Source organism: Janthinobacterium rivuli (genome assembly GCF_029690045.1).
GTDB classification, from domain to species: Bacteria; Pseudomonadota; Gammaproteobacteria; order Burkholderiales; family Burkholderiaceae_D; genus Janthinobacterium; species Janthinobacterium rivuli.
Genome location: NZ_CP121464.1, coordinates 5,417,049 through 5,440,188 on the forward strand (window position 1 = coordinate 5,417,049; position 23,140 = coordinate 5,440,188).

Genomic DNA, 23,140 nt, shown 5'->3' on the forward strand with positions numbered 1-23,140 from the left:
GTATCTTTATCCATTGGAGAATGTTTATGCTGCTCAAGACCAAAGTCCTTCCTCTCGCCCTCGCCCTCGCCTTTGCCGGCCATGCGGGCGCACAGGAAATCATCAAGATAGGCCACGTCGCCCCGGTCTCTGGCGCCAGCTCCCACCTGGGCAAGGATAACGAGAACGCGGCCAAGATGGCCATCGAGGATTTGAACGCCAAAGGCTTCAAGATCGACGGCAAAGCCGTGAAATTCGTGCTGGTGCCCGAAGATGACGCAGCAGATCCCAAACAGGGCACGGCCGTGGCGCAAAAGCTGGTCGACGCCAAGGTCAACGGCGTCGTCGGCCACCTGAACTCGGGCACGACGATTCCCGCCTCGCGCATTTACTTCAATGCCGGCATTCCGCAGATTTCACCGGCCGCCACCAACCCGACGTACACCCAGCAGAAATTCAACACGGCCTTCCGCGTCGTCGCCAATGACAACAAGCTGGGGGGAACTTTGGGCGCATATGCCGTGGGCAAGCTGCAAGCGAAGAAAATCGCCGTCATCGATGACCGCACGGCCTACGGCCAGGGCGTGGCGGAACAGTTCGTCAAGGGCGCCAAGAAGGCCGCGCCTGGCGTGCAAATCGTCGGCAAGGAATTTACCAATGCCAACGCGACGGACTTCAATGCCATTTTGACCAGCATCAAGTCGAAAAATCCTGACCTGATCTTCTTTGGCGGCATGGATTCCGTGGGCGGCCCGATGCTGCGCCAGATGAAGGCGCTGGGCATCAAGGCCAAGTTCATGGGCGGCGACGGCCTGTGCACGGAACCGCTGGGCAAGCTGGCGGGCGACGCCGTGGGTGAAGACATGGTCACCTGCGCGGAAGCGGGCGGCGTGACGGGCGCGCAGCAAAAAGGCATGGACGATTTCCGCGCCCGCTACAAGCAGAAATACAATATGGAAGTGCAGCTGTACGCGCCATACGTCTACGATGCCGTGATGACCATGGCCACCGCCATGGCCGACGCCAAATCGTCGAAACCGTCCGTCTACCTGCCATTCCTGGCCAAGGTGCACTACCAGGGCGTGACGGGCCCGATCTCGTTCGATGCCAACGGCGACATCAAGGATGGCGCGCTGACCTTGTTCACCTACCGGGAAGGCAAGAAGACCAAAATGGAAGTCGTCAAATAAGCGGCTGTTCAGCCACGTAAGCGAGTAAGCCTTCGGCCAGCGCGTCGAAGGTGGCGCGGCAGCGCAGGCTGCCGCGCAAGTCTTCATGCATGGTGATCCAGGTTTCCATCGGTAGCGAAAACGCTTGCGGCAACACGCGCCGCAGGGACGGATCGCGCGCCGCCAGCCCCGCCTGGCACACGCCGATGCCGGCGCCCGCGCGTATCAGGGCCAGTTGCGCCAGGTCGCTGTCGCTGCGCCAGGCAAAATTTTCCCGCATAAATCCCTTGAAAGCCGCGCCCGCGTTGCGCACGAAGGGGCTCGCCTCGTCGTAGCCGATGACGGCATGGCGCGCCAGGTCGGCCAATGCCAGCGGCGTGCCGTGTTGCGCCAGGTAGTCCACATGGGCATGCAGGCCCAGTTCGATCTCGCCCACCTTGCGCGCCACCAGCTGTTCCTGACGCGGCCGCAGCATGCGCACGGCGATGTCCGCTTCCCGGCGCAGCAAATCCTGCACCTTGTTGCTCAATACTAATTCAATGACTAGGTCCGGATGACGTGCGCGCAAGCGGGCCAGTATAGTCGGCAGCACCTCCACACCCACCACTTCGCTGGCCGCGATGCGCACGACACCGGCCACGCCCTGCCCCTGGCTGCTGGCGGCGCGCTCCATCAGTGCGGCCGTGTGTTCCATGGTTTCCGCATGGGGCCGCAACGCCAGCGCCACTTCCGTCGGTAGCAAACCCAACTGGGAGCGCGTAAATAGGGTCGCGCCCAGCGCCTGCTCGAGCGCGGCGATATGCCGGCCGACGGTGGGTTGCGTGATGGCCAGCGCGCGGGCGGCACCGGACAGGGAACCGTGCTTGAGCACGGCCAGCAGCGAGCGGTAATATTCCCAGGCAATCGAGGTAGTCATACATAAATGTATAGCCTGTGGTCGATGCTCGTCAATTCCCAATTAACCCTGCGCGGCAGATACTGGCACCATCAACCAGACGGAGGTCATGATGGACAAAACAGCATTGGTACTGGGCGCCACGGGCGGCATCGGCGGCGAGATGGTGCGCCAGCTATTGGCGGCGGGCTGGCGGGTGCGCGCCCTGACGCGGGGAGAGCTGCCATCACCACGCGGCGACGGCATTGAATGGCTGCGCGGCGATGCCCTGTCGCGCACGGACGTGCTGGCCGCCGCGAAAGGCTGCGCCGTCATCGTGCACGCCGTCAACCCGCCCGGCTACCGCCACTGGGGCCAGCTGGTGCTGCCCATGCTCGACAATACGATTGCCGCGGCGATGGCCGAAAACGCCACCATCGTGCTGCCCGGCACCGTGTACAACTTCGGTCCCGATGCCTTCCCGGTGCTGGCGGAAGACGCGCCGCAACGCCCGCTCACGCGCAAGGGCGCCATCCGCGTGGAACTGGAAGCGCGGCTGGAACGGGCCAGCACGCAGGGCGCCAGGGTCATCATCGTGCGCGCGGGCGACTTCTTTGGCCCCCGTGCCGGCAACAACTGGTTTTCACAGGGCCTGGTGAAACCGGGCCAGCCCGTGCGCAGTGTGCTGTATCCGGGCGCGCCCGGCGTGGGTCACCAGTGGTCCTACCTGCCCGACGTGGCGCGCACGATGGTCCAATTGCTGGCCGTGCGGGCCACCTTGCCCGCCTTTGCCCGCTTTCACATGGCCGGCCACTGGGACCACGACGGCCGGCAAATGACGGGGGCGATTGCCCGCGTGGTGGAACAGGCGACGGGAGCTGCGCCCGCCATCCGGCGTTTTCCATGGTGGCTGGTGGCGCTGGCGTCGCCATTCGTGGCGACCCTGCGCGAAATGCGCGAGATGCGCTATCTGTGGCAAACGCCTCTATCCATGGAGAATGCGCGGCTGCTGGCCGTGCTGGGCCAAGAGCCGCATACGCCGCTCGACGAGGCGGTGCGGGCGACATTGCAGGGCATGGGGAATCTGAAGGAAGCAGGCAAAAAAAACGCGCCGGGATTGCCGGCGCGCTAATTGCAGGTACTGCGGCACAGATTATTTCTGTGCCAGTACCCATTTGACCAGGGTGTGGGCTTCCGCATCGCTCACTTGCGGGTTCGCTGGCATCGGGATCGCGCCCCAGGTGCCGGAACCGCCCTTCATGACTTTCGCCACGAGCTTGTTTTCAGCGTCTTTCTGGCCAGCGTACTTGGCAGCCACGTCCTTGAACGCAGGGCCCACCAGTTTCGTGCTCACCGCGTGGCAAGCCATGCAGTTCTTTGCTTTCGCCAGATCCGGATTGGCCAACGCTGCTTGCGATGCCAGAGCCGATACGGTCAATACACTCACCAACATAAAACGTTTCATTGTCTTTTCTCCAAAGTTACTTCCTGCGGCATTTTACTGTGTTTCCGCAGATGCACCACGAGCCCAGATCAAGCGTTTCAATGTAGTAACGCAATGTAGACGGGAGGCATGCATATTCTGCCCCATCTGCGCATCCATGACCATGTTGTTTGTAAGGCGATGTAACGACAGCCGGCCCCGCATAGTCAAACGGGGCCGGCTGTCTTACTTGCGCAACAGATCAGCGCTTCTTCAGTTGGGACAGATCGCGCACGGCGCCGCGGTCGGCCGACGTCGTCAGCGCCGCATACGCCTGCAGCGCCTGCGAGACATAGCGCTCGCGGTTGACGGGCAGCCAGGCAGCATCGCCCTTCGCTTCCATGGCGGCGCGGCGCGCGGCCAGCTCCGCATCCGTCACGCGCAGGTTGATCGTGCGCTCGGGGATGTCGATGTCGATGAAGTCGCCCTCTTCCACCAGGCCGATGGCGCCGCCTTCGGCCGCTTCCGGCGAGGCGTGGCCGATCACCAGACCCGAGGAACCGCCCGAGAAGCGCCCGTCCGTGAACAGCGCGCACGCCTTGCCCAGGCCTTTGGACTTGATGTACGACGTCGGGTACAGCATTTCCTGCATGCCGGGGCCGCCTTTCGGGCCTTCGTAGCGGATGATGACGACGTCGCCTTCATGCACGGTGTCCTCCAGGATGGCAGCGACGGCCGCGTCCTGGCTTTCGAACACGCGCGCCTTGCCCGAGAATTTCAGGATGCTTTCGTCGACGCCCGCCGTCTTGACGATGCAGCCCTTTTCGGCCAGGTTGCCGTACAAGACGGCCAGGCCGCCATCTTGCGAGTAGGCGTGGGCCTTGTCGCGGATGCAGCCCGTGCTGCGGTCCGTGTCGACTGCCGCGAAGCGCTCCGACTGCGAGAACGCCGTCTGCGTCGGCACGCCGCCAGGTGCGGCGCGGAACAGTTCATGCACGGCAGGATCGTCCGTGCACTTGATGTCGTTTTGCGCGATGGCGTCGGCCAGGGTCGGCGCGTGGATGGTCGGCAGGGTCGTGTTGAGCAGGCCGGCGCGCGCCAGTTCGCCCAGGATGCCCACGATGCCGCCGGCGCGGTGCACGTCTTCGATATGGTATTTGTCCGTCATCGGCGCGACCTTGCACAGGCACGGCACCTTGCGCGAGATGCGGTCGATGTCGGCCATCGTGAATTCCACTTCCGCCTCGTGCGCGGCGGCCAGCAAGTGCAGCACGGTGTTGGTCGAGCCGCCCATGGAAACGTCGAGCGCCATGGCGTTTTCAAACGCGGCCTTGGTGGCGATCGAGCGTGGCAGCACCGAATAATCATCCTGCTCGTAGTGGCGCTTGGCCAGCTCCACGATCAGGCGGCCCGCGCGCAGGAACAGCTGCTGGCGGTCCGAGTGCGTGGCCAGGATGGTGCCGTTGCCGGGCAGGGCCAGGCCCAGCGCCTCGGTCAGACAGTTCATCGAGTTGGCCGTAAACATGCCGGAACACGAGCCGCAGGTCGGACAGGCCGAGCGTTCGATTTCCGCCACGTCGGCGTCGGACACGGTACTGTCGCCCGCCTTGATCATGGCGTCGACCAGATCGAGCTTGATGATCTTCTGCGTGCCGTTGACCACCTTGACGACCTTGCCCGCTTCCATCGGGCCGCCAGAGATGAAGACGACGGGGATATTGATGCGCATGGCGGCCATCAGCATGCCCGGCGTGATCTTGTCGCAGTTCGAGATGCACACCATGGCGTCGGCGCAGTGGGCGTTGACCATGTATTCGACGGAGTCGGCGATCAAGTCGCGCGACGGCAGCGAATACAGCATGCCGCCGTGGCCCATGGCGATGCCGTCATCGACGGCGATGGTGTTGAATTCCTTGGCCACGCCGCCGGCCGCTTCGATTTCGCGCGCCACCATCTGTCCCAGGTCCTTCAGGTGCACGTGACCGGGCACGAACTGGGTGAACGAGTTGACGACGGCGATGATCGGCTTGTCGAAGTCGCCGTCCTTCATGCCGGTGGCGCGCCACAGGGCGCGGGCGCCAGCCATGTTGCGGCCGTGGGTGGTGGTGCGGGAGCGGTATTGCGGCATGATGGGGACCTTCCGAGAAATGAATAATGCCTGACTGCCCGGATTTTCAACAAAACCCTGCATGCAGTGGGGGTACGCCAGATTGCCTTGCGCGCGCGCCACTGTCAAATATATGATGCACGTGTCTGTGAGTCGTTTTACATATCACAGCAATCAATCCGCATGGAAACGCATATGAACCTTGAACTGCGCCAGCTGCGCTATTTCGTCACCGTCGCCGAGGAATTGCACTTCGGCCGCGCCGCCGCGCGCCTGCACATGACGCAGCCGCCCCTGTCGCAAACCATCATGGCCCTGGAAGAACTGCTGGGTGCGCCGCTGTTCGTGCGCACCCGGCGCGAGGTGCAACTGACGCCGGCCGGCACGGCCCTGCTGCCCGAGGCGCGCCGGCTGCTGGCGCAGGCGCAGGATTTATCCGCGCTGGTGCTGCGGGCCGCGCAGGGCGAGGCGGGGCGTCTGAGCCTGGCCTTCGTTTCGTCAGCCGACTACAGCGTGCTGCCGCCGCTGCTGCGCGCTTATCAGACGGCTTACCCGCAAGTGCAGATCGCGCTGCAGGAAGCCACCTCGGACCTGCAGCTCGATGAATTGCTGGCCGGGCGCACGGATGCGGGCCTGTTGATCCCGCCGCTGCCCGAAAAGGCGAAAGGGGACCTCGACTACCTGCCCGTGCTGGCCGAACCACTGGTGCTGGCCGCGCCGTCCGGCCTCGACATATTCAATGCGCCGGGACCCGTGCGCCTGCGCGACGTGCCGCCCCTGCCCCTGATCATTTTCCCGCGCGCCATTTCTCCCGCCCTGCACGACGCCATCCTCGGCGTATTCCGCGCGGCCGGCATCACGCCGCAGATCGGCCAGGAAGCGATCCAGATGCAAACCATCGTCAGCCTCGTCTCGGCTGGCATGGGCATCGCGCTTGTGCCACAATCGGTATCGAATCTGATGCGCCCCGGCGTAGAATACAGGCCGCTGCAGGACGCCACGCCGCTGGTGGAAACGGGCCTGGCCTGGCGCCGCGACAATCCGTCCGCCGTGCTGCAAGGTTTCCTGGCGCTGCTGCGCAAGCAGTTCAGCGCGACCACCGATTAAATTAAGTGGCCGCTAAGGCAAAAAACCGCCAGCGCCCCCATACTACGCAACCTTGGCTTTAAACAAAGAAAGAAACCCCATGCTGATACACCCGATGCCCGACCCGATAGCCATCCAGATCGGCCCGCTCGCCGTGCACTGGTACGGCCTGATGTATGTGCTGGCCTTCGCCCTGTTCATTATCCTGGGCAGAGTGCGCATCAAGCAGCCGCATATCGCCGTGCTGGGCTGGAAGAAGGAAGACCTCGATGACATGCTGTTCTACGGCATGCTGGGCGTGGTGATCGGCGGGCGCCTGGGCGAAGTGCTGTTCTACCGTCCCGAATACTTCATGCACAATCCGCTCGAAATCTTCATGGTCTGGCATGGCGGCATGTCCTTCCATGGCGGCTTCCTCGGCGTCATCCTGGCCATGTATCTGTGGAGCCGCAAGGCGGGCCGCAATCTGTTCGACGTGCTCGACTTCATCGCGCCGCTGGTGCCGCTCGGCTACGCGGCCGGCCGCCTGGGCAACTTCATCAATGCCGAACTGCCGGGCCGCATCGCGCCGGACACCCTGCCGTGGGCCATGCAGTGGCCGGGCATTCCGTATCCCGTGCACCCGTCGCCGCTCTACCAGATGCTGGTCGATGGCATCCTGGTGTTCATCATCCTGTGGCTGTTTGCGCGCAAGCAGCGTCCGCGCATGGCCGTGGGCGCCATGTTCACCCTGCTGTACGGCTGCGCGCGCTTCTTCACGGAATACTTCCGCACGCCGGACTGGGAAGTCGTGTGGCTGGGCGTGCCGATCACGTCGGGCCAGATGCTGTCCCTGCCGATGATCATCGGCGCCATCGCGCTGCTGGTGTGGGCGTATAAAAGCCAGGTAATGGGCACGCCGCCCACCAAGGCCCGCCCGGCAAACACGTAACACCGCTGCTTCCCCGGTGGCGCGCCAGGCAGGTGCGCCACTATCTCCTTCCGCAACATTTCCCTCGACACAATAAAATTTCCTAGTGGAATAGACTTGCTGTTGACATATCGGTATCATCGTTTCAACGTGCCGCCACCGGGGATGCCTTGCCATGCTGCCTGCCGGACAAAAACTGAGGTACTCGATTGCGCTGGGCGCCGGCTATGTGCTGGCCCAGCTGGCCTTGACGGCGTGGGCCGGCGCACGCGCGCCCTGGGTCAGCTATGCGTTCAGCATCGTCGCGCCCCTGCTGGCGCTGGCCGCCTGTTGCCGCTGCGCCTATGTCAGCGCGGCAGGCGCGGCCAGGACAGGCTGGGCCCTGTTCGCCGTGGCCATGCTGTTCTGGAGCACCGGCATGATATTGTCGGCCTGGCAGGACCTGAGCGGCCAAGTGGCTTCCGACGCCACGTATTTTTCCGATTTCGCCTATTTCATGTACGGCGCGCCCCTGCTGCTGGCCATGTCGTCCGTGACGCACGAGCATCCCTCGCGCACCTTGCAATGGCTCGACGCCGTACAGGTGCTGCTGGCGGCCTACCTGGCCTATACGGCCATCTTTTCCGTGTCGCCCTTCGACCAGCGCTCGATCGCGCCGATTCCCGCCAGTCTGCTGGTGCTGACCTACAACGTGGAAAACCTGGCCCTGGCCTGCTGCGCCTCGCTGCGCCTGCTGGCGCACCGCCGCGATGGCGGGCAAGGCCGCTTTTACCTGCTGCTGGCGGTGTTCTTATGGTGCTATGCGGGCTGCGCGGCCACGTATAACTATCTGACTTTGCATGGCGCGACCGAAGCCTGGAGCGAGGTGCTGCCCAGCCTGCCCTTCCTGATCCTGGTGCTGCTGTCCATGCGCGTCACGGCGGCGCGGTCCGGTGCGGAAAGCGCACAGGCGCAGCAGACCCCGCAAAAGCTGACCCTGCTGATCGACAATTTCAGTCCCATCCTCTTTACGGCCGCCTTGCTGGGCCTGGGCTTTGCCGTCATGCGCGCGCATTTCTACCTGGCGGCGGCGTCGCTGTTCGTCGCGCTGCTGGTCCACGCGCTGCGCTCGGCCACCCTGCAAAGCCGCTACATGCAAAGCGAACTGGCCTTGCGTGCGGCGCATGACAAACTGGAAAAGCTGTCGCTGACGGATGGTTTGACGGGCATCGCCAACCGGCGCTGCTTCGACCAGACATTGCAGCTGGAATGGCAGCGCGCCGCGCGCAACCATCAGGGGCTGGCGCTGCTGATCATCGATATCGATTTCTTCAAAAGCCTCAACGATACCTTCGGCCACCCGTATGGCGACGCCTGCCTGGTGCGGATCGCGGCCGCCCTGCATTCCGCGCTGCCGCGCGCCAGCGACCTGGCGGCCCGCTTCGGCGGCGAAGAGTTTGCCGCCATCCTGCCCGCCACCGATGGCGACGGCGCGCTGGCGGTGGCGCACAAGATGCAGGAGGCGATCGCCGCGGCCGCCATCGTCCACGCGCCGTCGCGCGGCGGCCTGGTAACGGCCAGCATCGGCCTGGCCTTGCATGACGCAGGACAGACGCCGGAACAATTGCTGGCCGCCGCCGACCAGGCCCTGTACCGGGCCAAGCAGAATGGCCGCAACCGGGTCGAGGCTTAGCTTCCCAGCTTGCCGGTAATGACTTTCCATTGCGCCGGCGTCACGGGCGTGATCGACAGCCGGCTGCCCTTCTTGAGCAGCAGCATGTCTTCCAGTTCCGGCATCTGGCGCATCTCGGACAGGGGCAGCAGCGCCGTCTTCTTCACGCCGCGCACGTCGACGCTGATCCAGCGCGGTTGTTCTGGCGTGGCTTTCGGGTCGAAGTATTTGCCGCCCTCTTCAAACTGGCTGTGATCGGGATAGGCGCCGCTGGCCACTTCGGCCACGCCCGCCACGCCCGGCTGCGGGCAACTCGAGTGATAGAACAGCACGCCATCGCCCGGCCGCATGCCATCGCGCATGAAGTTGCGCGCCTGGTAATTGCGCACACCAAACCACGGCATGGTGTGCTGCGGCGCGGCCATCAGGTCGTCGATGCTCACTTCATCGGGTTCGGACTTCATCAGCCAGTATTGTTTCATGCAGACTCCGTATCAAAGCGACAGGCGTAAAAAAACGGTTGCGCATCATTGCTGCAACCGTTTTTCGTTTTCTTTCAAATTGGGCCCCGCCTGTGCCGCTATGCCGGCATCCCGAACCAAACGGTTCAAGGTGGTCACGTTAGTTCAATTTCGGGTTCGTCGAACGAGCGACGCTCACTCCCATCAAACAAAATTCGCAACCGATGCGCATAAATGGTTCAAGGAATATATGGCAATCGCGAACACCGCAGGGTAGACCCAAGTTTACTCCTTTGCTCGCGCATCGCAAAGACAAATCGTCGCGTGCACGCTTAAAAAAGGTTTTCCTGGGGCGTCAAGGCGCTATCCAATACCGTGTGCATGGCCGAGATTTTCTGCTTCACTTCCAGTATCGTCAATTCCGACAGCGGACCTTGCGGCGACTTCACGGAGAGGAATTCGGCGGCCACGCCCAGGGCGGCCAGCACGGCGATGCGGTCGTTACCCTTGACCTTGCCCGCGTCGCGGATGGCTTTCATTTTGCTATCGAGATAGATCGCCGCTTCGCGCAGCGCGCGCTCTTCGCCGTCGCGGCACACCATGCTGTAGGACTGGCCCATGATATTGACATCGACACGCGGCATTACGCTTCCTTCTCGTTCTCGGCAATATAGGCGCCCGCTTCCGAAGCGGCTTGCTCCAGGCCAGCTTGCACCAGTTCGGGAATTTTTTCCAGCAACGCTTCCACCCGCTCCTGCGCTTCGCGCATGCGTTGCACATACAGGGCGTTGTCGGCGGCCAGCGCGGCATTGTCCTTGCGCAGTTGCGCGTTTTCACGGCGCAGCGCATGGGTCATTTCGGCCAGCAGGCCTATTTTGTCGGATAATTCGTTGAATTCGGAAATCATGCCGCCACTATAGGGCGGACGCTCCATGGGCGTCAATCGAATCACGCCGCTGTCACACATATTTACATCAATGCAGGGCAGTTGGCGGACAATACACGCTTTTTCCGGCGCTTTTCGCCAAGTGCGCGCATCCGCCGGCGCAGCGATGGCAGCGTTTTACTCGTCGACGTAATCGGGTTCGATATCGAGACCGCCATAGCGGTTTTCGCAAGAGCGGCGCGTCAACTCCTGCTTGCCGCTCTTGCCGTCAAGCACCATCGTCAGGTCGCGGCAAGTACGGCTGTAGCTGCCAGGTTTGGCGTCCGTGCCCGAAGGCGTCAGGCGCACTGCCAGTGGCACCGCGTTGCCCAGGCCCTTGTTGCTCCACTGGCGGCTCTTGCCATCCTCTTCATCTTTCAAGGTGCGCACGGCGGCCTTCAGCAACGATGCTTGTTCTTGTGCATTCAGCCTGGCGATGGTGACGTCGGACAGGAAAGGCGGATACACGACGGGCGCCGGATCCTTGCCCTGCACATCCCATTTCCCGCTGTTCTGCGAACAGGTGCGGCGGCTCAGGTCCTGCGACTTGCCGCCCGCCGTGACGATGAATTTCAGGTCGCGGCACACATGCGCCTTCAAACTGTGCTCCGTCATGCCGGAATTGCTGAAGTTATACGTGACTTTGACCATCACGCCGCGGTCGCCGCCGTTGTCCCACACGTGCGCTTCCTGGTCGTCGTCGTCCTTGTTCAAGTCCTTGAACAAATCGCCCAGCAGCCTGTCTTTTTCCTGCGGCGTCAGGGTCGCCACGGTGATCTCGTCGGCGATGGTGGGCGTTTGCGCGGCGGCATTGCCCAGGCAGGCGAGGCCGATGAGGGTAGCGCCCAGCAGGCGCAGCGCGGAGCGGGAAGGCGGAAATGGCATGGCGTTCTTTCTCGTGCAAGTAGTCATATGTGGCGATATTGATATGCAATTACAATCATCTTATCAAATTCCATAGTGAAACTCTGTTTCCTGTGCGTACAGGAACGGCCCCTCTCCGGACGGCATGCTAGAGTCGCGCCTGTTGCTGACGCCCGGGAAGTTGGCTTGCGCCAGCGCAAACCCTGCGTAAATGCAGGCTGCGCAGAACGTCTATGTATATCTTCCCGGAGAATAAGCCCTTGAATAAGCCCCCTACCGTCCCTATAATTAGCACTCGTTAGTAGAGAGTGCTAACAAACTCTTTCGTAGTAATCCTCAGGACTGATGGTGCTTGCCAGACCACTGCAGGGAACGCTACGCGGCGGGCGACGCCGCGATGCACCACTGCCGGATACAGGCAAGGACAGGATGACATGGGGTTTGCTTGACCGTTGCGGGCTGCTTTCAACGGCGGTCACTGAAAGCAGGCCTGGCGCTGTGCCAGGCATGTATTCATTTAGCAACACCTATCCATTGAACTTTAAGGAGTTTTGTATGAATCTGCGCCCATTGAACGATCGCGTCATCGTCAAACGCCTCGACCAGGAAACCAAAACTGCGTCCGGCCTCATCATTCCTGATGCAGCTGCTGAAAAACCGGATCAAGGCGAAGTCCTTGCCGTAGGCAATGGCAAGATTCTCGACGACGGCAAAGTCCGTCCTCTGGATGTCAAAGTGGGCGACCGCGTCCTGTTCGGCAAGTACGCCGGCCAAACCGTCAAAGTTGACGGCGATGAGCTGCTGGTCATGCGCGAAGAAGACATCATGGCGATCGTCGTCAAGTAATTGTTTCCACGTTGTAGACAGATACATCCCGAAACTCAGGAGAATTGAACATGGCAGCTAAAGAAGTAGTATTCGGCGACGCAGCGCGCGCCAAGATGGTCGAAGGCGTCAATATCCTCGCCAACGCAGTCAAAGTCACCTTGGGCCCGAAAGGCCGCAACGTGGTTCTGGAGCGCTCGTTCGGCGCCCCTACCGTCACCAAGGATGGTGTATCGGTAGCGAAAGAAGTTGAACTCAAAGACAAGCTCATGAACATGGGCGCGCAAATGGTCAAGGAAGTTGCTTCCCGCACCAGCGACAACGCCGGCGACGGCACCACCACCGCAACCGTGCTGGCACAAGCCATCGTGCGCGAAGGCATGAAGTTCGTTGCCGCCGGCATGAACCCGATGGACCTGAAGCGCGGTATCGACAAAGCTGTTGCAGCGACCGTCGAAGAACTGGCGAAAATCGCCCGTCCTTGCACCACGACCAAAGAAATCGCCCAGGTTGGCGCGATCTCGGCGAACTCGGACTACTCGATCGGCGAGCGTATCGCTGAAGCGATGGAAAAAGTCGGCAAAGAAGGCGTGATCACCGTGGAAGACGGCAAGTCGCTGAACGACGAGCTGGACATCGTTGAAGGCATGCAGTTCGACCGCGGCTACCTGTCGCCATACTTCATCAACAACCCAGAGAAACAAGTTGCCGTACTGGACAGCCCATTCGTCCTGCTGTGCGACAAGAAAATCTCGAACATCCGTGACCTGCTGCCGGTACTGGAACAAGTCGCCAAAGCTGGCCGTCCACTGCTGATCATCGCAGAAGACATCGAAGGCGAAGCGCTGGCCACCCTGGTTGTGAACAACATCCGCGGCATCCTGAAAACGTGCGCAGTGAAAGCCCCTGGCTTCGGCGACCGCCGCAAAGCCATGCTGGAAGACATCGCTGTCCTGACCGGCGGCCAAGTGATCGCTGAAGAAGTCGGCCTGACCCTGGAAAAAGTGACCCTGGCCGAACTGGGCCAAGCGAAACGCATCGAAGTGGGCAAGGAAAACACCATCGTTATCGATGGCGCCGGCGAAGCTGCCGCTATCGAAGCACGCGTCAAACAAGTGCGTGTACAGATCGAAGAAGCGACCTCGGACTACGACCGTGAAAAACTGCAAGAGCGCGTGGCCAAACTGGCTGGCGGCGTTGCCGTGATCAAGGTTGGCGCAGCCACCGAAGTCGAAATGAAAGAGAAAAAAGCCCGCGTTGAAGATGCACTGCACGCTACCCGCGCTGCCGTGGAAGAAGGCATCGTGCCAGGCGGCGGCGTAGCCCTGCTGCGCGCACGCGCCAACATCACGGTCAAGGGCGACAATCCTGATCAAGACGCTGGTATCAAAATCGTTCTGCGCGCAATGGAAGAGCCACTGCGCATGATCGTGCAAAACGCTGGCGAAGAAGCTTCGGTCGTCGTGGCAGCCGTACTGGCTGGTTCGGGCAACTACGGCTACAACGCTGCCAACGGCACGTATGGCGACATGGTTGAAATGGGTGTTCTGGACCCAGCCAAAGTGACCCGTTCGGCGCTGCAAAACGCCGCTTCGATCGCTTCGCTGATGCTGACAACCGACTGCATGGTCTGCGAAATCGCTGACGACAAAGCAGGCGGCGGCATGGGCGGCGGCATGGGTGGTATGGGCGGCATGGGCGGCATGGACGGCATGATGTAATGTCCGGCATCCCCGCGCGCAGGCGACGGCGCGCAGGGATGCATACGCTGGGGAGACACAGCAGACCAAAAGCTGCCTTTCCCTCCCCGGCAGCCCCGAAAAGCTATCTTCTACGGAAGGTAGCTTTTTTTCGCCTGTTGGCCTGTTGATTTGGCAAGCCCGGCGATTGCCCGCCTGTGCGTTTTGCTTTAGCATGGCCGCCATCGTCCCTCTTTCTCACGCCCACCATCATGCCGCCACGCGCCTCCTCTTCCAGAACCACCATCATCGCCGGCATCCTGGCCGGCTTGCTGGCCGCCGGGCTAGTCGCTTTTTACATGCACCAGCAGTCCGCGCCGCACGAGGGCAATGCCCCGGCCGCGAGCAGCAACGCGGCGGCGCCAGAGCAGAACGCGCGCGCCGTCGATGCCTTGCTGGCTTTGCCGGAAATCAAGGCCTGGTCGGCGCATATCGAAAAGGCTTCGGGCGGCCGCGCGCACGGCGCCGTGATGGAAACGTCGCCCGAGACGCGCCTCGTCGATGGCGTCGCCAGCTACCAGCTGAGCTTTTTCGAAAGCACGCCCGATGCGGCGCACCGCTGGGAAAGTTTCGTCGTCACGCCCGATGGCAAGCGCATCCTCGTTGACGACATCGTCAGCGGCGACCTGATCAGCCTGGAACAATGGCGCAAGGACAACGCGCCCATGCAGCGCGTCGCCACGCAGTAACTACGCCGGCGTTGTAGCGCAAGCTTTACTTTCTGGCATCAAAGCCCGATACTCGCCCACATGCCCGTCATCACTGTCCGCCCCCTCACGCCAGACGACGCCAGCGCCTACCGCGCGCTGCGCCTGGCCGGCATCGCCGAATTGCCCGCCGCCTTCTGCACCACGCAGGCGGCGGAAAGCGGCTTGCCGCTGGCACAGATAGCCGAGCGCTTGCGCGCCACCTCGCACCAAATAATATTTGGCGCTTTCAATGAAGAACAATTGATCGGCATGGCCGGCCTGCGCCGCGAGCCGATTGCCGTCGTGCATGACAAGGCCAGTCTGTGGAGCGTGTACGTGGCGCCGCAGGCGCGCGGGTGCGGTGCGGGACGGCAACTGGTGCAGGCGGCCATTGCACACGCCTGCAGCGTGCCCGAACTGGCCCGCGTGCGCCTGGCCGTGGCGCAGGACAACCATGCGGCATTGACCCTGTACCTGGCTTGCGGCTTTACCCTGGAGGACCGTCCCGCGGCGGATGGCATGCTGCATATGCAGCTGTTGCTGCCCCGCCCGGTTCGTGCAAGTGCCATTGCAAGTGCCGAAAGTAATGTCTTTATGAAAATCAATACCTTACAAATCCCTGCGAAATAGCGGACAGGCCGTTTTTTCTGTTGCAAGCAAACGCGGCAGGCCTTAGCATCGCGGCTTACAAAAAAAACTTGGGGGAGAGCCAATGTCATCGGCCGAGACACAAACCGCCACGGGCAAAATGCCGCGGCAAATACCGTACATCATCGCCAACGAAGGCTGCGAACGCTTCAGCTTTTATGGCATGCGCAACATCCTGACGCCATTCCTCATCAGCACCCTGCTGCTGATGATCCCGATCGACCAGCGCACGGGCGAAGCCAAGCACGTCTTCCACACCTTCGTCATCGGCGTGTATTTCTTCCCGCTGCTGGGCGGCTGGCTGGCCGACCGCTTCTTTGGCAAGTACAACACCATCTTCTGGCTCAGCCTCGTGTATTGCGCCGGCCATGCCTGCCTGGCCCTGTTTGAAAACAGCGTCAACGGCTTTTATTTCGGCCTGTTCCTGATCGCCTTCGGTTCCGGCGGCATCAAGCCACTGGTAGCTTCGTTCGTCGGCGACCAGTTCGACCAGACCAACAAGCACAAGGCCAAGCTGGTCTTCGACCTGTTCTACTGGATCATCAACTTCGGCTCCTTCTTCGCGTCCTTGCTGATGCCGATGTTCCTGCGCGACTACGGTCCGTCGATCGCCTTCGGCATCCCCGGCATCATGATGCTGGCCGCCACCATCGTCTTCTGGATGGGCGCCAAGAAATACGTGCACGTGCCGCCGGCACCGCCAAACCCCGATTCGTTCACCCGCGTGGCCCGCACGGCCCTGCTGGCCCGCGTCGATGGCGGTTCGCGCCCAGGCCTGTATGTGGCCTATGTCGGCGTCGTCGGCGCCCTGTATGCGTTCTACAGCATTCCCGAATGGGGCTTCGTCATTTCCGCATGTACCGCGCTGGTATTGCTGCTGGCCTTCGGCAGCATCGGCACGGCCATGCAGCTGGAACGCGCACGCGGCATCCACCCTGACGAAGCCGTCGAAGGCGTGCGCGCCGTGCTGCGCATCCTCGTCATCTTCGCCCTCGTCACGCCGTTCTTCTCGCTGTTCGACCAGAAGGCCTCGACGTGGATCGTGCAAGCGAACACCATGGAAAAACCAAGCTGGTTCCTGCCGGCGCAGATGCAGGCGCTGAACCCGATGCTGGTGATGCTGCTGATCCCGTTCAACAATCTGGTGCTGTACCCGATGCTCAACCGCTTCGGCCTGGAAGCGACGGCCCTGCGCCGCATGACGGCCGGTATCGGCTTTTCCTCGCTGGCGTGGATCGTCATCGGCCTGCTGCAGCTGGCCCTCGACAGCGGCAATGCCGTCTCCATCATGTGGCAGATCCTGCCGTACGCCTTGCTGACGTTCGGCGAAGTGCTGGTCTCGGCGACGGGACTGGAGTTTGCCTACAGCCAGGCGCCCGTCTCGATGAAGGGCGCCATCATGAGCTTCTGGAATCTGTCGACCACGGTGGGCAACCTGTGGGTGCTGATCGTCAACCGCAGCGTCATGAACGAAGGCGTGATCGGCAAGATCGCCGAAAGCGGCATCAGCGTGACGGCCTTCCAGATGTTCTTCTTCGCCGCCTTTGCCGCCGTCGCCATGCTGGCTTTCGGCCTGTATGCGAAGCGCTACAAGATGGTCGATAACTACCGCCAGGCGGTGGTGCCGGCGAAAGCATGATGCCGGTTTGATTTGCCGCAATCAAGAAGGGCGCCATCGGGCGCCCTTTTTTTACGTCGTCACCGTCGGCCCATCGCGCCCCGTGCGCTCGCGGATCTGCGCCAGCTGCCCGGCCACGGCGATCAGCCCTGCCAGCGCTTCCTGGGTGGGAATATCGTGCCGGGCCGGATCGGCTTCGTAGCGCTCCAGGTACAGGCGCAGGGTCGCGCCCTCGGTGCCCGTGCCGGACAGGCGCAGCACGATGCGCGCGCCGTCCGTCATGATGATGCGGATGCCCTGCTGCGTGGCCACGGAGCCGTCAACGGGGTCCGTGTAGCTGAAATCGTCGGCCAGCGCCACCGTGTAGCTGTTGACGACCTGACCGGGCAAGGCGGCCAGCTGGCCGCGCACGGCCTCCATCAGCTGCTGCGCGCCGGCGCTGTCGATGTCTTCGTAGTCGTGGCGCGAATAGTAATTGCGGCCATATTCCGCCCAGTGCGCGCGCACGATCTCTTCCACCGATTGTTTTTTCGCTGCCAGCAGGTTGAGCCAGAACAGCACGGCCCACAGGCCATCTTTTTCGCGCACGTGGTTCGAGCCCGTGCCGTAGCTTTCTTCGCCGCACAGGGTGACCATGCCCGCGTCGAGCAGGGTGCCGAAGAACTTCCAGCCCGTCGGCGTCTCGTGGCAAGGGATGCCCAGCGCGCCAGCGACCCGGTCAGCCGCGCCCGACGTGGGCATGGAGCGGGCGATGCCTTTCAAACCGTCGCGGTAGCCGGGCGCCAGCGTAGCGTTGGCGGCCAAAATCGCCAGGCTGTCCGAGGGCGTGACGTCGAAGCGCCGGCCGACGATCATGTTGCGGTCGCCGTCGCCATCCGAGGCGGCGCCGAAGTCCGGTGCATCGTCGGCAGCCATGATGGCGATCAATTCCTGCGCGTTGACGGGATTCGGGTCGGGATGGCCGCCGCCGAAGTCTTCCAGGGGCACGCCGTTGATGACGCTGCCCTTAGGCGCGCCCAGCATGCCTTCCAGGATGGCCGTCGCATACGGGCCGGAAACGGCGTGCATGCCGTCAAAGCAGATACGCAAGCCGCCCGCGAACAGGGCGCGGATGGCGTCGAAATCGAACAGCTGCTGCATCAGTTCCGCGTAGTCAAGCACGGGATCGATCACTTCGACCGTCATCTGCTCGATGCGCGCCACTCCCAGGGTGTCGAGGTCGATGTCGGCAGCGTCGCTGATGCGGTATTCGGCGATGCCTTGCGTGCAGGCGTAGATGGCCTCGGTGACCTTTTCGGGCGCCGGGCCGCCATTGGCGATGTTGTACTTGATGCCGAAATCGCCATCGGGGCCGCCCGGATTATGGCTGGCCGACAGGATGAGGCCGCCGCTGGCGCCATGCTTGCGGATCACGCAGCTGACGGCCGGCGTCGACAAAATGCCGCCCTGCCCCAGCAGCACGCGCGCGTAGCCATGCGCGGCCGCCATGCGCAGCACCGTCTGGATGGCCGCGCGGTTGTAGTAACGCCCGTCGCCGCCCAGCACCAAAGTCTGGCCGCGGCAGTCGCCCAGCGTGTCAAACACGCTCTGCACGAAGTTTTCCAGATACTGCGGCTGGCTGAATACGCCCACCTTCTTGCGCAGGCCCGAGGTGCCAGGCCGCTGGCCGGCCACCGGCGCCGTATTGATGATTTGAATAGCCATCTTGCCTCCTTATTAACTTCCCATGTTAAACGATGCTGGCTGCAGGGCAAAGCGTTGTACGTCTGCCACGGTGCGCCAAGCCGCTTAACACGACATCGCGGCATGCCATATAATGAGAATCATTCTCATATGCGGCATTCCTGGCTGCGGACTCATACATCGGACGCCGTGGTTGCACGCTATTACCAAGAACTGTTGAACTTTTGCTGGCGCAGCGTGCGCAACCGCGAGGCTGCGGCCGACCTGGTGCAGGAAAGCTATGCGCGCGTGCTGGGCGAGGCGGCCGTGCGCGAACCGCGCGCGCTGCTGTACCACACGGCGCGCAACCTGCTGATCGACCAGCACCGCCGCGCCGCCGTGCGCCAGCACGAGGAACTCGACGCCCTGCCGGAGGTCGCGCATCCGGCAGGGCCCCGTCATTTGCAGCCGGAACAGGCGCTGGAAAGCAGCCAGGACTGGCAAGCCTGCGTGGCCGCCATCGACGCCTTGCCACCGCGCTGCCGCGACGCCTTCGTGCTGCACGTCTTCGAGGAATTGCCGCACGCACAGATCGCCGCGCGCATGGGCATTTCCGTGAGCATGGTGGAAAAACATATCGCGCGCGGCATGCTCAGTTGCCAGGCACAGTTGCGTTCTCTGCGGGAATGCGCATAATGCCGCCCATGACCGCCCACCCGCCCCGCCATGATTTCGGCCCCTCCGCCCAGGAGCAGGCGGACTTGCGCGAGTACGCCGACTTTGCCGCCACGCAAGATGACGTGGCGCTGGCTGCAGCCACGTGGTTCAGCCGGCGCGACAACCTCGATGCGCGGCAACAGGCCGAGTTTGACGCCTGGCTGGCGGGCGATGCGCTGCACGCGCACGCGTATGCCCAGTTGCAAGACACCTATCGCGCGGCGCGCCGGATTCCCGCGCAGGTCGCCGCGCGCTGGGCCGTGCCCCAGGCAGTGCCAGCGCCATCCCCCCGTCGGCCGCTTCTGCGCTCCCTGCGCATGCTGCCGTATGCGGCCGCCGCCATGCTGCTGCTCGGCGTGGGCGCGGGCGGCTACCAGTGGTGGCAGCAACCCACGTTCAGCCAGTCGTATGCCACCGCGCGCGGCCAGCGCCTTGCCGTCTCGCTACCCGACGGCAGCCAGGTGCAGCTCGATACGGCCACGCAACTGCACGTCACCCTGTACCGCCAGCGGCGCGAAGTGCGCCTGGCGCACGGCGAAGCGCTGTTCCAGGTGCAATCGAAGCAGGGCCAGCCGTTCGACGTGCTCAGCGGTCCCTTGACAGTGACGGTGGTGGGCACACAGTTTTCCGTGCGTAACACGCTGGCGCACGACGCACAGCTGCGCGTGGCCGTGCAGCATGGCCAGGTGCGCGTGGCGGGCGCAGGGCAAGACCAGGTCGACCTGCGGGCCGGCCAGGGCGTCAGCAGCGATGCCGGCGGCCGCCTGTCCGCCGTCGCCAGCCTGGCTTCGGGCAGCGTGGCGCCGTGGCGCAACGGCAGGATCACCTTCGACAATGTGCCGCTGGGCGCGGCGCTGGCCGAATTCGAACGCTATGGCGACACGGGCTTCGTCGTGCGCGATGCCGCCGTCGCGCAGCTGCGCATCGGCGGCAGTTTCAGCCTGACCCAGCTCGACCGCTTCGCCGCCGCCCTGCCGCAACTCTTGCCCGTACAAGTCGTGCGCAGCGGCAGCGTCAGCACCATCGGCATGGCGCCGAAAGCCGCTGCGCAGGCACCGGCCATGCAACTCCCAAAAAATAAATGAAAATAATTCGCATTCGCAGGTGAGGGTTTTGCCCGCTGCCGCGTCTACCAGCTTAATCGACAATAAATTAACCTGGAGAAATGCAACATGTGGTCCCCCCGCCTCAATCTGACACCCGCCCCCTTCGCCCTGGCCGCCATGCTGGCCCTGGGTACCATTTCCCTCGCCCACGCGCAAACGGCGCCCGCCGTCACACTGTCCATCGCCGCCCAGCCTCTGGGGCAAGCCCTGAATGAGCTGGCGCGGCAAGCCAATTTGCAACTGCTGTTTGCACCGGAACTGGTGGCCGGCAAGACGGCGCCCGCCGTCAGCGGCACCTTGAGCGTGGCCGACAGCCTGGAGCGTCTGCTGGCCGGCAGCGGCCTGTCCGCCAGCATCGACGGCAACAGCGTCATCATCCGCCCGGCGCCCGCCACCACGGGCAAGGTGGCGACCCTGGCGGAAATCACCATCAGCGCGCGCCAGGAGGCGACGACGGATACCGAACTGACGAAGTCGTATGCGGCACAGGCAGTGAGCATCGGCAAGGGCCGGCAAAGCCTGCGCGAGATTCCCCAGTCCATCTCCGTGCTGACGCGCCAGCAGCTGAACGACCAGAATTTGCTGAACCTGGACGACGCCATGCGCGGCGTGACGGGCATCACCGTCGAAGCGAGCAGCACGGGCGGCAACCACGGCAATTTTTATTCGCGCGGCCATGCGCTGGACTCGGTACAGGTCGATGGCGTGATGACGCCGGCCAGCACGGGCAACGATCTGTCGGCCGGCTTCGGCCTGGCCATCTATGACCGCGTGGAAGTGCTGCGCGGACCGGACGGCCTGTTCCAGGGCGCGGGCGACCCGGGCGGCAGCATCAACCTGGTGCGCAAGCGGGCGCGCGACACCTACACCGCCAGCGGCGTGCTCAGCGCGGGTTCCTGGGACCGCTACTATGCGGAAGCGGACGTCACGGGCCCCTTGAGCGCGGACGGCAAGGTGCGCGGCCGCCTGGTGGCCGCCTACGAACACCGGCGCTCCTTCGTCGATCACGTGTATGCGGAAAAACCGCTGCTGTACGGCACCGTTGCCATCGACGTGGCACCGGGCACCGTGCTGACGGGCGGCGTCACCTGGCAGGAATACAAGGGCCGTCCCGCCTTCGGCCTGCCCGCCTATGAAGACGGGCGCCTGCTCGACGTGCCCCGCTCCACTTACCTCGACCCGGCCTGGAACCACATCACGGAAAAGGTCACGGAATATTTTGCCGAACTCGATCACAAACTGGACAACGGCGGCCAGTTCAAGGTGACCGCCCTGTACCGCGAGCAGGACGAACCATCGCGCCATTTCGGCTGGCCCGATTGTTCGGCAGACCCCGTCACGGGCGAGAGCTGCCTGATCAGCTGGACCTACCGCAGCCACTGGAAGACGCAGGGACTCGATGCCTGGCTGGCGACGCCGTTCCAGGCGTTCGGCCGCAGCCACGACCTGATCGTGGGTGCCGACTACCGCCAGGTGCACAAGAATTTCCAGTATGGTGGCGGCGACACTGCGCCGATCAACATCTTCCACCCGGATAACAATATCGCCCGGCCCAGCTACACCTTTTCCAACGGCAACGACAACCGCACCAAGCAGTTCGGCCTGTACGCGCGCACCCGCCTGCAAGCGACGGACCGGCTCGCCGTCAACCTGGGCGGGCGCCTGACGCACCGGAACAACCATACCGTCAACCGCAATGCCTATTTCAACCAGTTCACCGATGTCAGCAACACCATCAATGCGAAATTCACGCCGTACGCGGGCCTGGTCTATGAACTCGACAAGCAGGTGTCGGCCTACGGCAGCTACACGCGCATCTTCTCGCCCCAGACCACCACGGACGCCGCCGGCCAGATCCTGAAACCGCGCACGGGCCAGCAGTTCGAGCTAGGCCTGAAGGCGGAGCTGTTCGACAAGAACGTCAACGCGCATGCAGCCCTGTTTCGCATGGAAGACGAGAACCGCGTCATGCCCGACCCGGCCAACCCGCTGTTTTCCATCGGCGCCGGCAAGATGCGCAACCAGGGCGTGGAAGCCGAGCTGAGCGGCAGCCCCCTGCCGGGCTGGAACATCACGAGCGGCTATTCCTACACCAGCACGCGCACCCTGGAAGGCAGCGATGATCAGAAGGCCCAGCTGTACACCTTCATCGCGCCGCGCCACAATGTCAATCTGTGGACCACTTACCGGCTGGCCGGCGCGCTCGATAAAATCAGCGTGGGCGGCGGCTTGCGCAGCGTCAGCAGCATGTACCGCCTGAACGGCCCCGTGAAATTCGAGCAGGGCCCCGTCACCACGGTGGGCTTGCAGGCTGGCTACCGCCTCAGTCCCAAGCTGGAGCTGTCGCTGACGGTGAACAACCTGTTCGATAAAAAATACTACACGCGCGTGTGGGCCGCCTATGGCTCCAACTTCTATGGCGAACCACGCAACGCCATGCTGACCCTGCGCGGCCAGCTGTAACGCCCGCTCTCCTGCGCATGCACGGCCACCGCGTCAGTACGGTGGCCGTGCTCGTTTACGACATCGTTACAACACCTCTCTCTTGCATGTCTCGCAACCTCACACTATAATAAGAATAGTTCTCATTCACATTTGGATTCCGTTCGGAGTCCGCCTCCCGCATGTCCCGCCTGCCATCGACCGGCCAGGACGGCATGGCTGGTGCGCAGCTGGATGACACGCTG

Annotated in this window: 21 protein-coding genes and 1 other RNA gene; 13 read left to right on the forward strand and 9 right to left on the reverse strand. The window is 63.1% G+C overall.

Translation table 11 applies throughout. The features are described 5' to 3' along the window. The first annotated feature begins 26 nt into the window (after positions 1-26). Positions 27-1,169, forward strand: a complete 1,143-nt coding sequence (locus P9875_RS24590; protein WP_034747385.1) for a branched-chain amino acid ABC transporter substrate-binding protein — start codon at positions 27-29, stop codon at positions 1,167-1,169. Here P9875_RS24590 and P9875_RS24595 read toward each other — a convergent pair. After that, positions 1,162-2,064, reverse strand: a complete 903-nt coding sequence (locus tag P9875_RS24595) for a LysR family transcriptional regulator (protein ID WP_278316846.1) — start codon at positions 2,062-2,064, stop codon at positions 1,162-1,164. The two genes, P9875_RS24590 and P9875_RS24595, sit on opposite strands and share 8 nt — an antisense overlap. Before the next feature lie 88 nt (positions 2,065-2,152). On the opposite strand from P9875_RS24595, the gene P9875_RS24600 reads away from it, so the two are divergent. Continuing rightward, a complete protein-coding gene (locus P9875_RS24600) occupies positions 2,153-3,154 on the forward strand; it encodes an NAD-dependent epimerase/dehydratase family protein (RefSeq protein ID WP_051959013.1) in 1,002 nt (333 codons plus the stop codon). Between the two features lie 21 nt (positions 3,155-3,175). Here P9875_RS24600 and P9875_RS24605 read toward each other — a convergent pair whose 3' ends face one another. Together P9875_RS24605 and ilvD are read right to left on the reverse strand one after the other, a co-directional pair. Then, positions 3,176-3,487 (reverse strand): c-type cytochrome, encoded by a 312-nt coding sequence (locus P9875_RS24605; protein WP_034747381.1) that lies wholly within the window; start codon positions 3,485-3,487, stop codon positions 3,176-3,178. 220 nt (positions 3,488-3,707) lie between these two features. Then, complete coding sequence (ilvD, locus tag P9875_RS24610) at positions 3,708-5,573, reverse strand: dihydroxy-acid dehydratase (protein ID WP_072455527.1); 1,866 nt, start codon at positions 5,571-5,573, stop codon at positions 3,708-3,710. Positions 5,574-5,747: 174 nt separating this feature from the next. On the opposite strand from ilvD, the gene P9875_RS24615 reads away from it, so the two are divergent. From P9875_RS24615 to P9875_RS24625, 3 genes are all read left to right on the forward strand, one after another. Beyond that, positions 5,748-6,659 carry a LysR family transcriptional regulator gene (locus P9875_RS24615; RefSeq protein WP_278316847.1) on the forward strand — a complete coding sequence of 304 codons (912 nt, stop codon included), beginning with the start codon at positions 5,748-5,750 and terminating at the stop codon, positions 6,657-6,659. A gap of 79 nt (positions 6,660-6,738) precedes the next feature. Beyond that, entirely contained in the window at positions 6,739-7,569 is an 831-nt protein-coding gene (lgt, locus tag P9875_RS24620; protein ID WP_099402910.1) for a prolipoprotein diacylglyceryl transferase, read from the forward strand. Between the two features lie 154 nt (positions 7,570-7,723). Next, positions 7,724-9,220: a GGDEF domain-containing protein gene (locus tag P9875_RS24625; protein ID WP_099402909.1), complete on the forward strand. Its 1,497-nt coding sequence runs from the start codon at positions 7,724-7,726 to the stop codon at positions 9,218-9,220. Here the strand turns inward: P9875_RS24625 and P9875_RS24630 are convergent. The 5 genes from P9875_RS24630 to P9875_RS24650 all read right to left on the reverse strand — a co-directional run bounded on the left by P9875_RS24630 (position 9,217) and on the right by P9875_RS24650 (position 11,470). Beyond that, positions 9,217-9,681, reverse strand: coding sequence for an EVE domain-containing protein (locus P9875_RS24630; RefSeq protein WP_099402908.1), 465 nt, complete (start codon positions 9,679-9,681; stop codon positions 9,217-9,219). The two genes, P9875_RS24625 and P9875_RS24630, sit on opposite strands and share 4 nt — an antisense overlap. 79 nt (positions 9,682-9,760) lie before the next feature. Then, positions 9,761-9,938, reverse strand: a non-coding RNA gene (gene ssrS, locus P9875_RS24635) — 6S RNA. Between the two features lie 54 nt (positions 9,939-9,992). Continuing rightward, on the reverse strand, positions 9,993-10,304 hold the full coding sequence (locus P9875_RS24640) for a cell division protein ZapA (protein ID WP_034747344.1): 312 nt from the start codon (positions 10,302-10,304) through the stop codon (positions 9,993-9,995). Then, positions 10,304-10,594 carry a DUF904 domain-containing protein gene (locus P9875_RS24645; protein WP_306558416.1) on the reverse strand — a complete coding sequence of 97 codons (291 nt, stop codon included), beginning with the start codon at positions 10,592-10,594 and terminating at the stop codon, positions 10,304-10,306. The genes P9875_RS24640 and P9875_RS24645 overlap by 1 nt, the downstream gene beginning before the upstream one ends. A 129-nt stretch (positions 10,595-10,723) precedes the next feature. Next, positions 10,724-11,470, reverse strand: coding sequence for a hypothetical protein (locus P9875_RS24650; protein ID WP_278316848.1), 747 nt, complete (start codon positions 11,468-11,470; stop codon positions 10,724-10,726). Between the two features lie 534 nt (positions 11,471-12,004). Between P9875_RS24650 and groES the strand changes: the two genes are divergently transcribed. From groES to P9875_RS24675, 5 genes are all read left to right on the forward strand, one after another. Further along, on the forward strand, positions 12,005-12,295 hold the full coding sequence (gene groES, locus P9875_RS24655) for a co-chaperone GroES (RefSeq protein ID WP_010400979.1): 291 nt from the start codon (positions 12,005-12,007) through the stop codon (positions 12,293-12,295). A 50-nt stretch (positions 12,296-12,345) separates the two neighbouring features. Beyond that, positions 12,346-13,995: a chaperonin GroEL gene (groL, locus tag P9875_RS24660; protein ID WP_035821617.1), complete on the forward strand. Its 1,650-nt coding sequence runs from the start codon at positions 12,346-12,348 to the stop codon at positions 13,993-13,995. A 230-nt stretch (positions 13,996-14,225) separates the two neighbouring features. Beyond that, entirely contained in the window at positions 14,226-14,702 is a 477-nt protein-coding gene (locus P9875_RS24665) for a hypothetical protein (RefSeq protein WP_278316849.1), read from the forward strand. A 60-nt stretch (positions 14,703-14,762) separates the two neighbouring features. Then, on the forward strand, positions 14,763-15,332 hold the full coding sequence (locus tag P9875_RS24670; protein WP_278316850.1) for a GNAT family N-acetyltransferase: 570 nt from the start codon (positions 14,763-14,765) through the stop codon (positions 15,330-15,332). 82 nt (positions 15,333-15,414) lie between these two features. Continuing rightward, entirely contained in the window at positions 15,415-16,989 is a 1,575-nt protein-coding gene (locus P9875_RS24675; protein WP_035821620.1) for an oligopeptide:H+ symporter, read from the forward strand. Positions 16,990-17,040: 51 nt separating this feature from the next. Here P9875_RS24675 and P9875_RS24680 read toward each other — a convergent pair whose 3' ends face one another. Beyond that, positions 17,041-18,672 carry an alpha-D-glucose phosphate-specific phosphoglucomutase gene (locus P9875_RS24680; RefSeq protein ID WP_278316851.1) on the reverse strand — a complete coding sequence of 544 codons (1,632 nt, stop codon included), beginning with the start codon at positions 18,670-18,672 and terminating at the stop codon, positions 17,041-17,043. A 168-nt stretch (positions 18,673-18,840) separates the two neighbouring features. Here P9875_RS24680 and P9875_RS24685 point away from each other — a divergent pair, with 168 nt between their 5' ends. The 3 genes from P9875_RS24685 (at position 18,841) to P9875_RS24695 (ending at position 22,916) form a co-directional block, all read left to right on the forward strand. Next, positions 18,841-19,326: a sigma-70 family RNA polymerase sigma factor gene (locus P9875_RS24685; RefSeq protein WP_278316852.1), complete on the forward strand. Its 486-nt coding sequence runs from the start codon at positions 18,841-18,843 to the stop codon at positions 19,324-19,326. Next, positions 19,326-20,432: a FecR family protein gene (locus tag P9875_RS24690; RefSeq protein ID WP_278316853.1), complete on the forward strand. Its 1,107-nt coding sequence runs from the start codon at positions 19,326-19,328 to the stop codon at positions 20,430-20,432. The genes P9875_RS24685 and P9875_RS24690 overlap by 1 nt, the downstream gene beginning before the upstream one ends. Positions 20,433-20,519: 87 nt before the next feature. Beyond that, positions 20,520-22,916, forward strand: coding sequence for a TonB-dependent siderophore receptor (locus P9875_RS24695; RefSeq protein ID WP_278316854.1), 2,397 nt, complete (start codon positions 20,520-20,522; stop codon positions 22,914-22,916). Positions 22,917-23,140 lie beyond the last annotated feature (224 nt).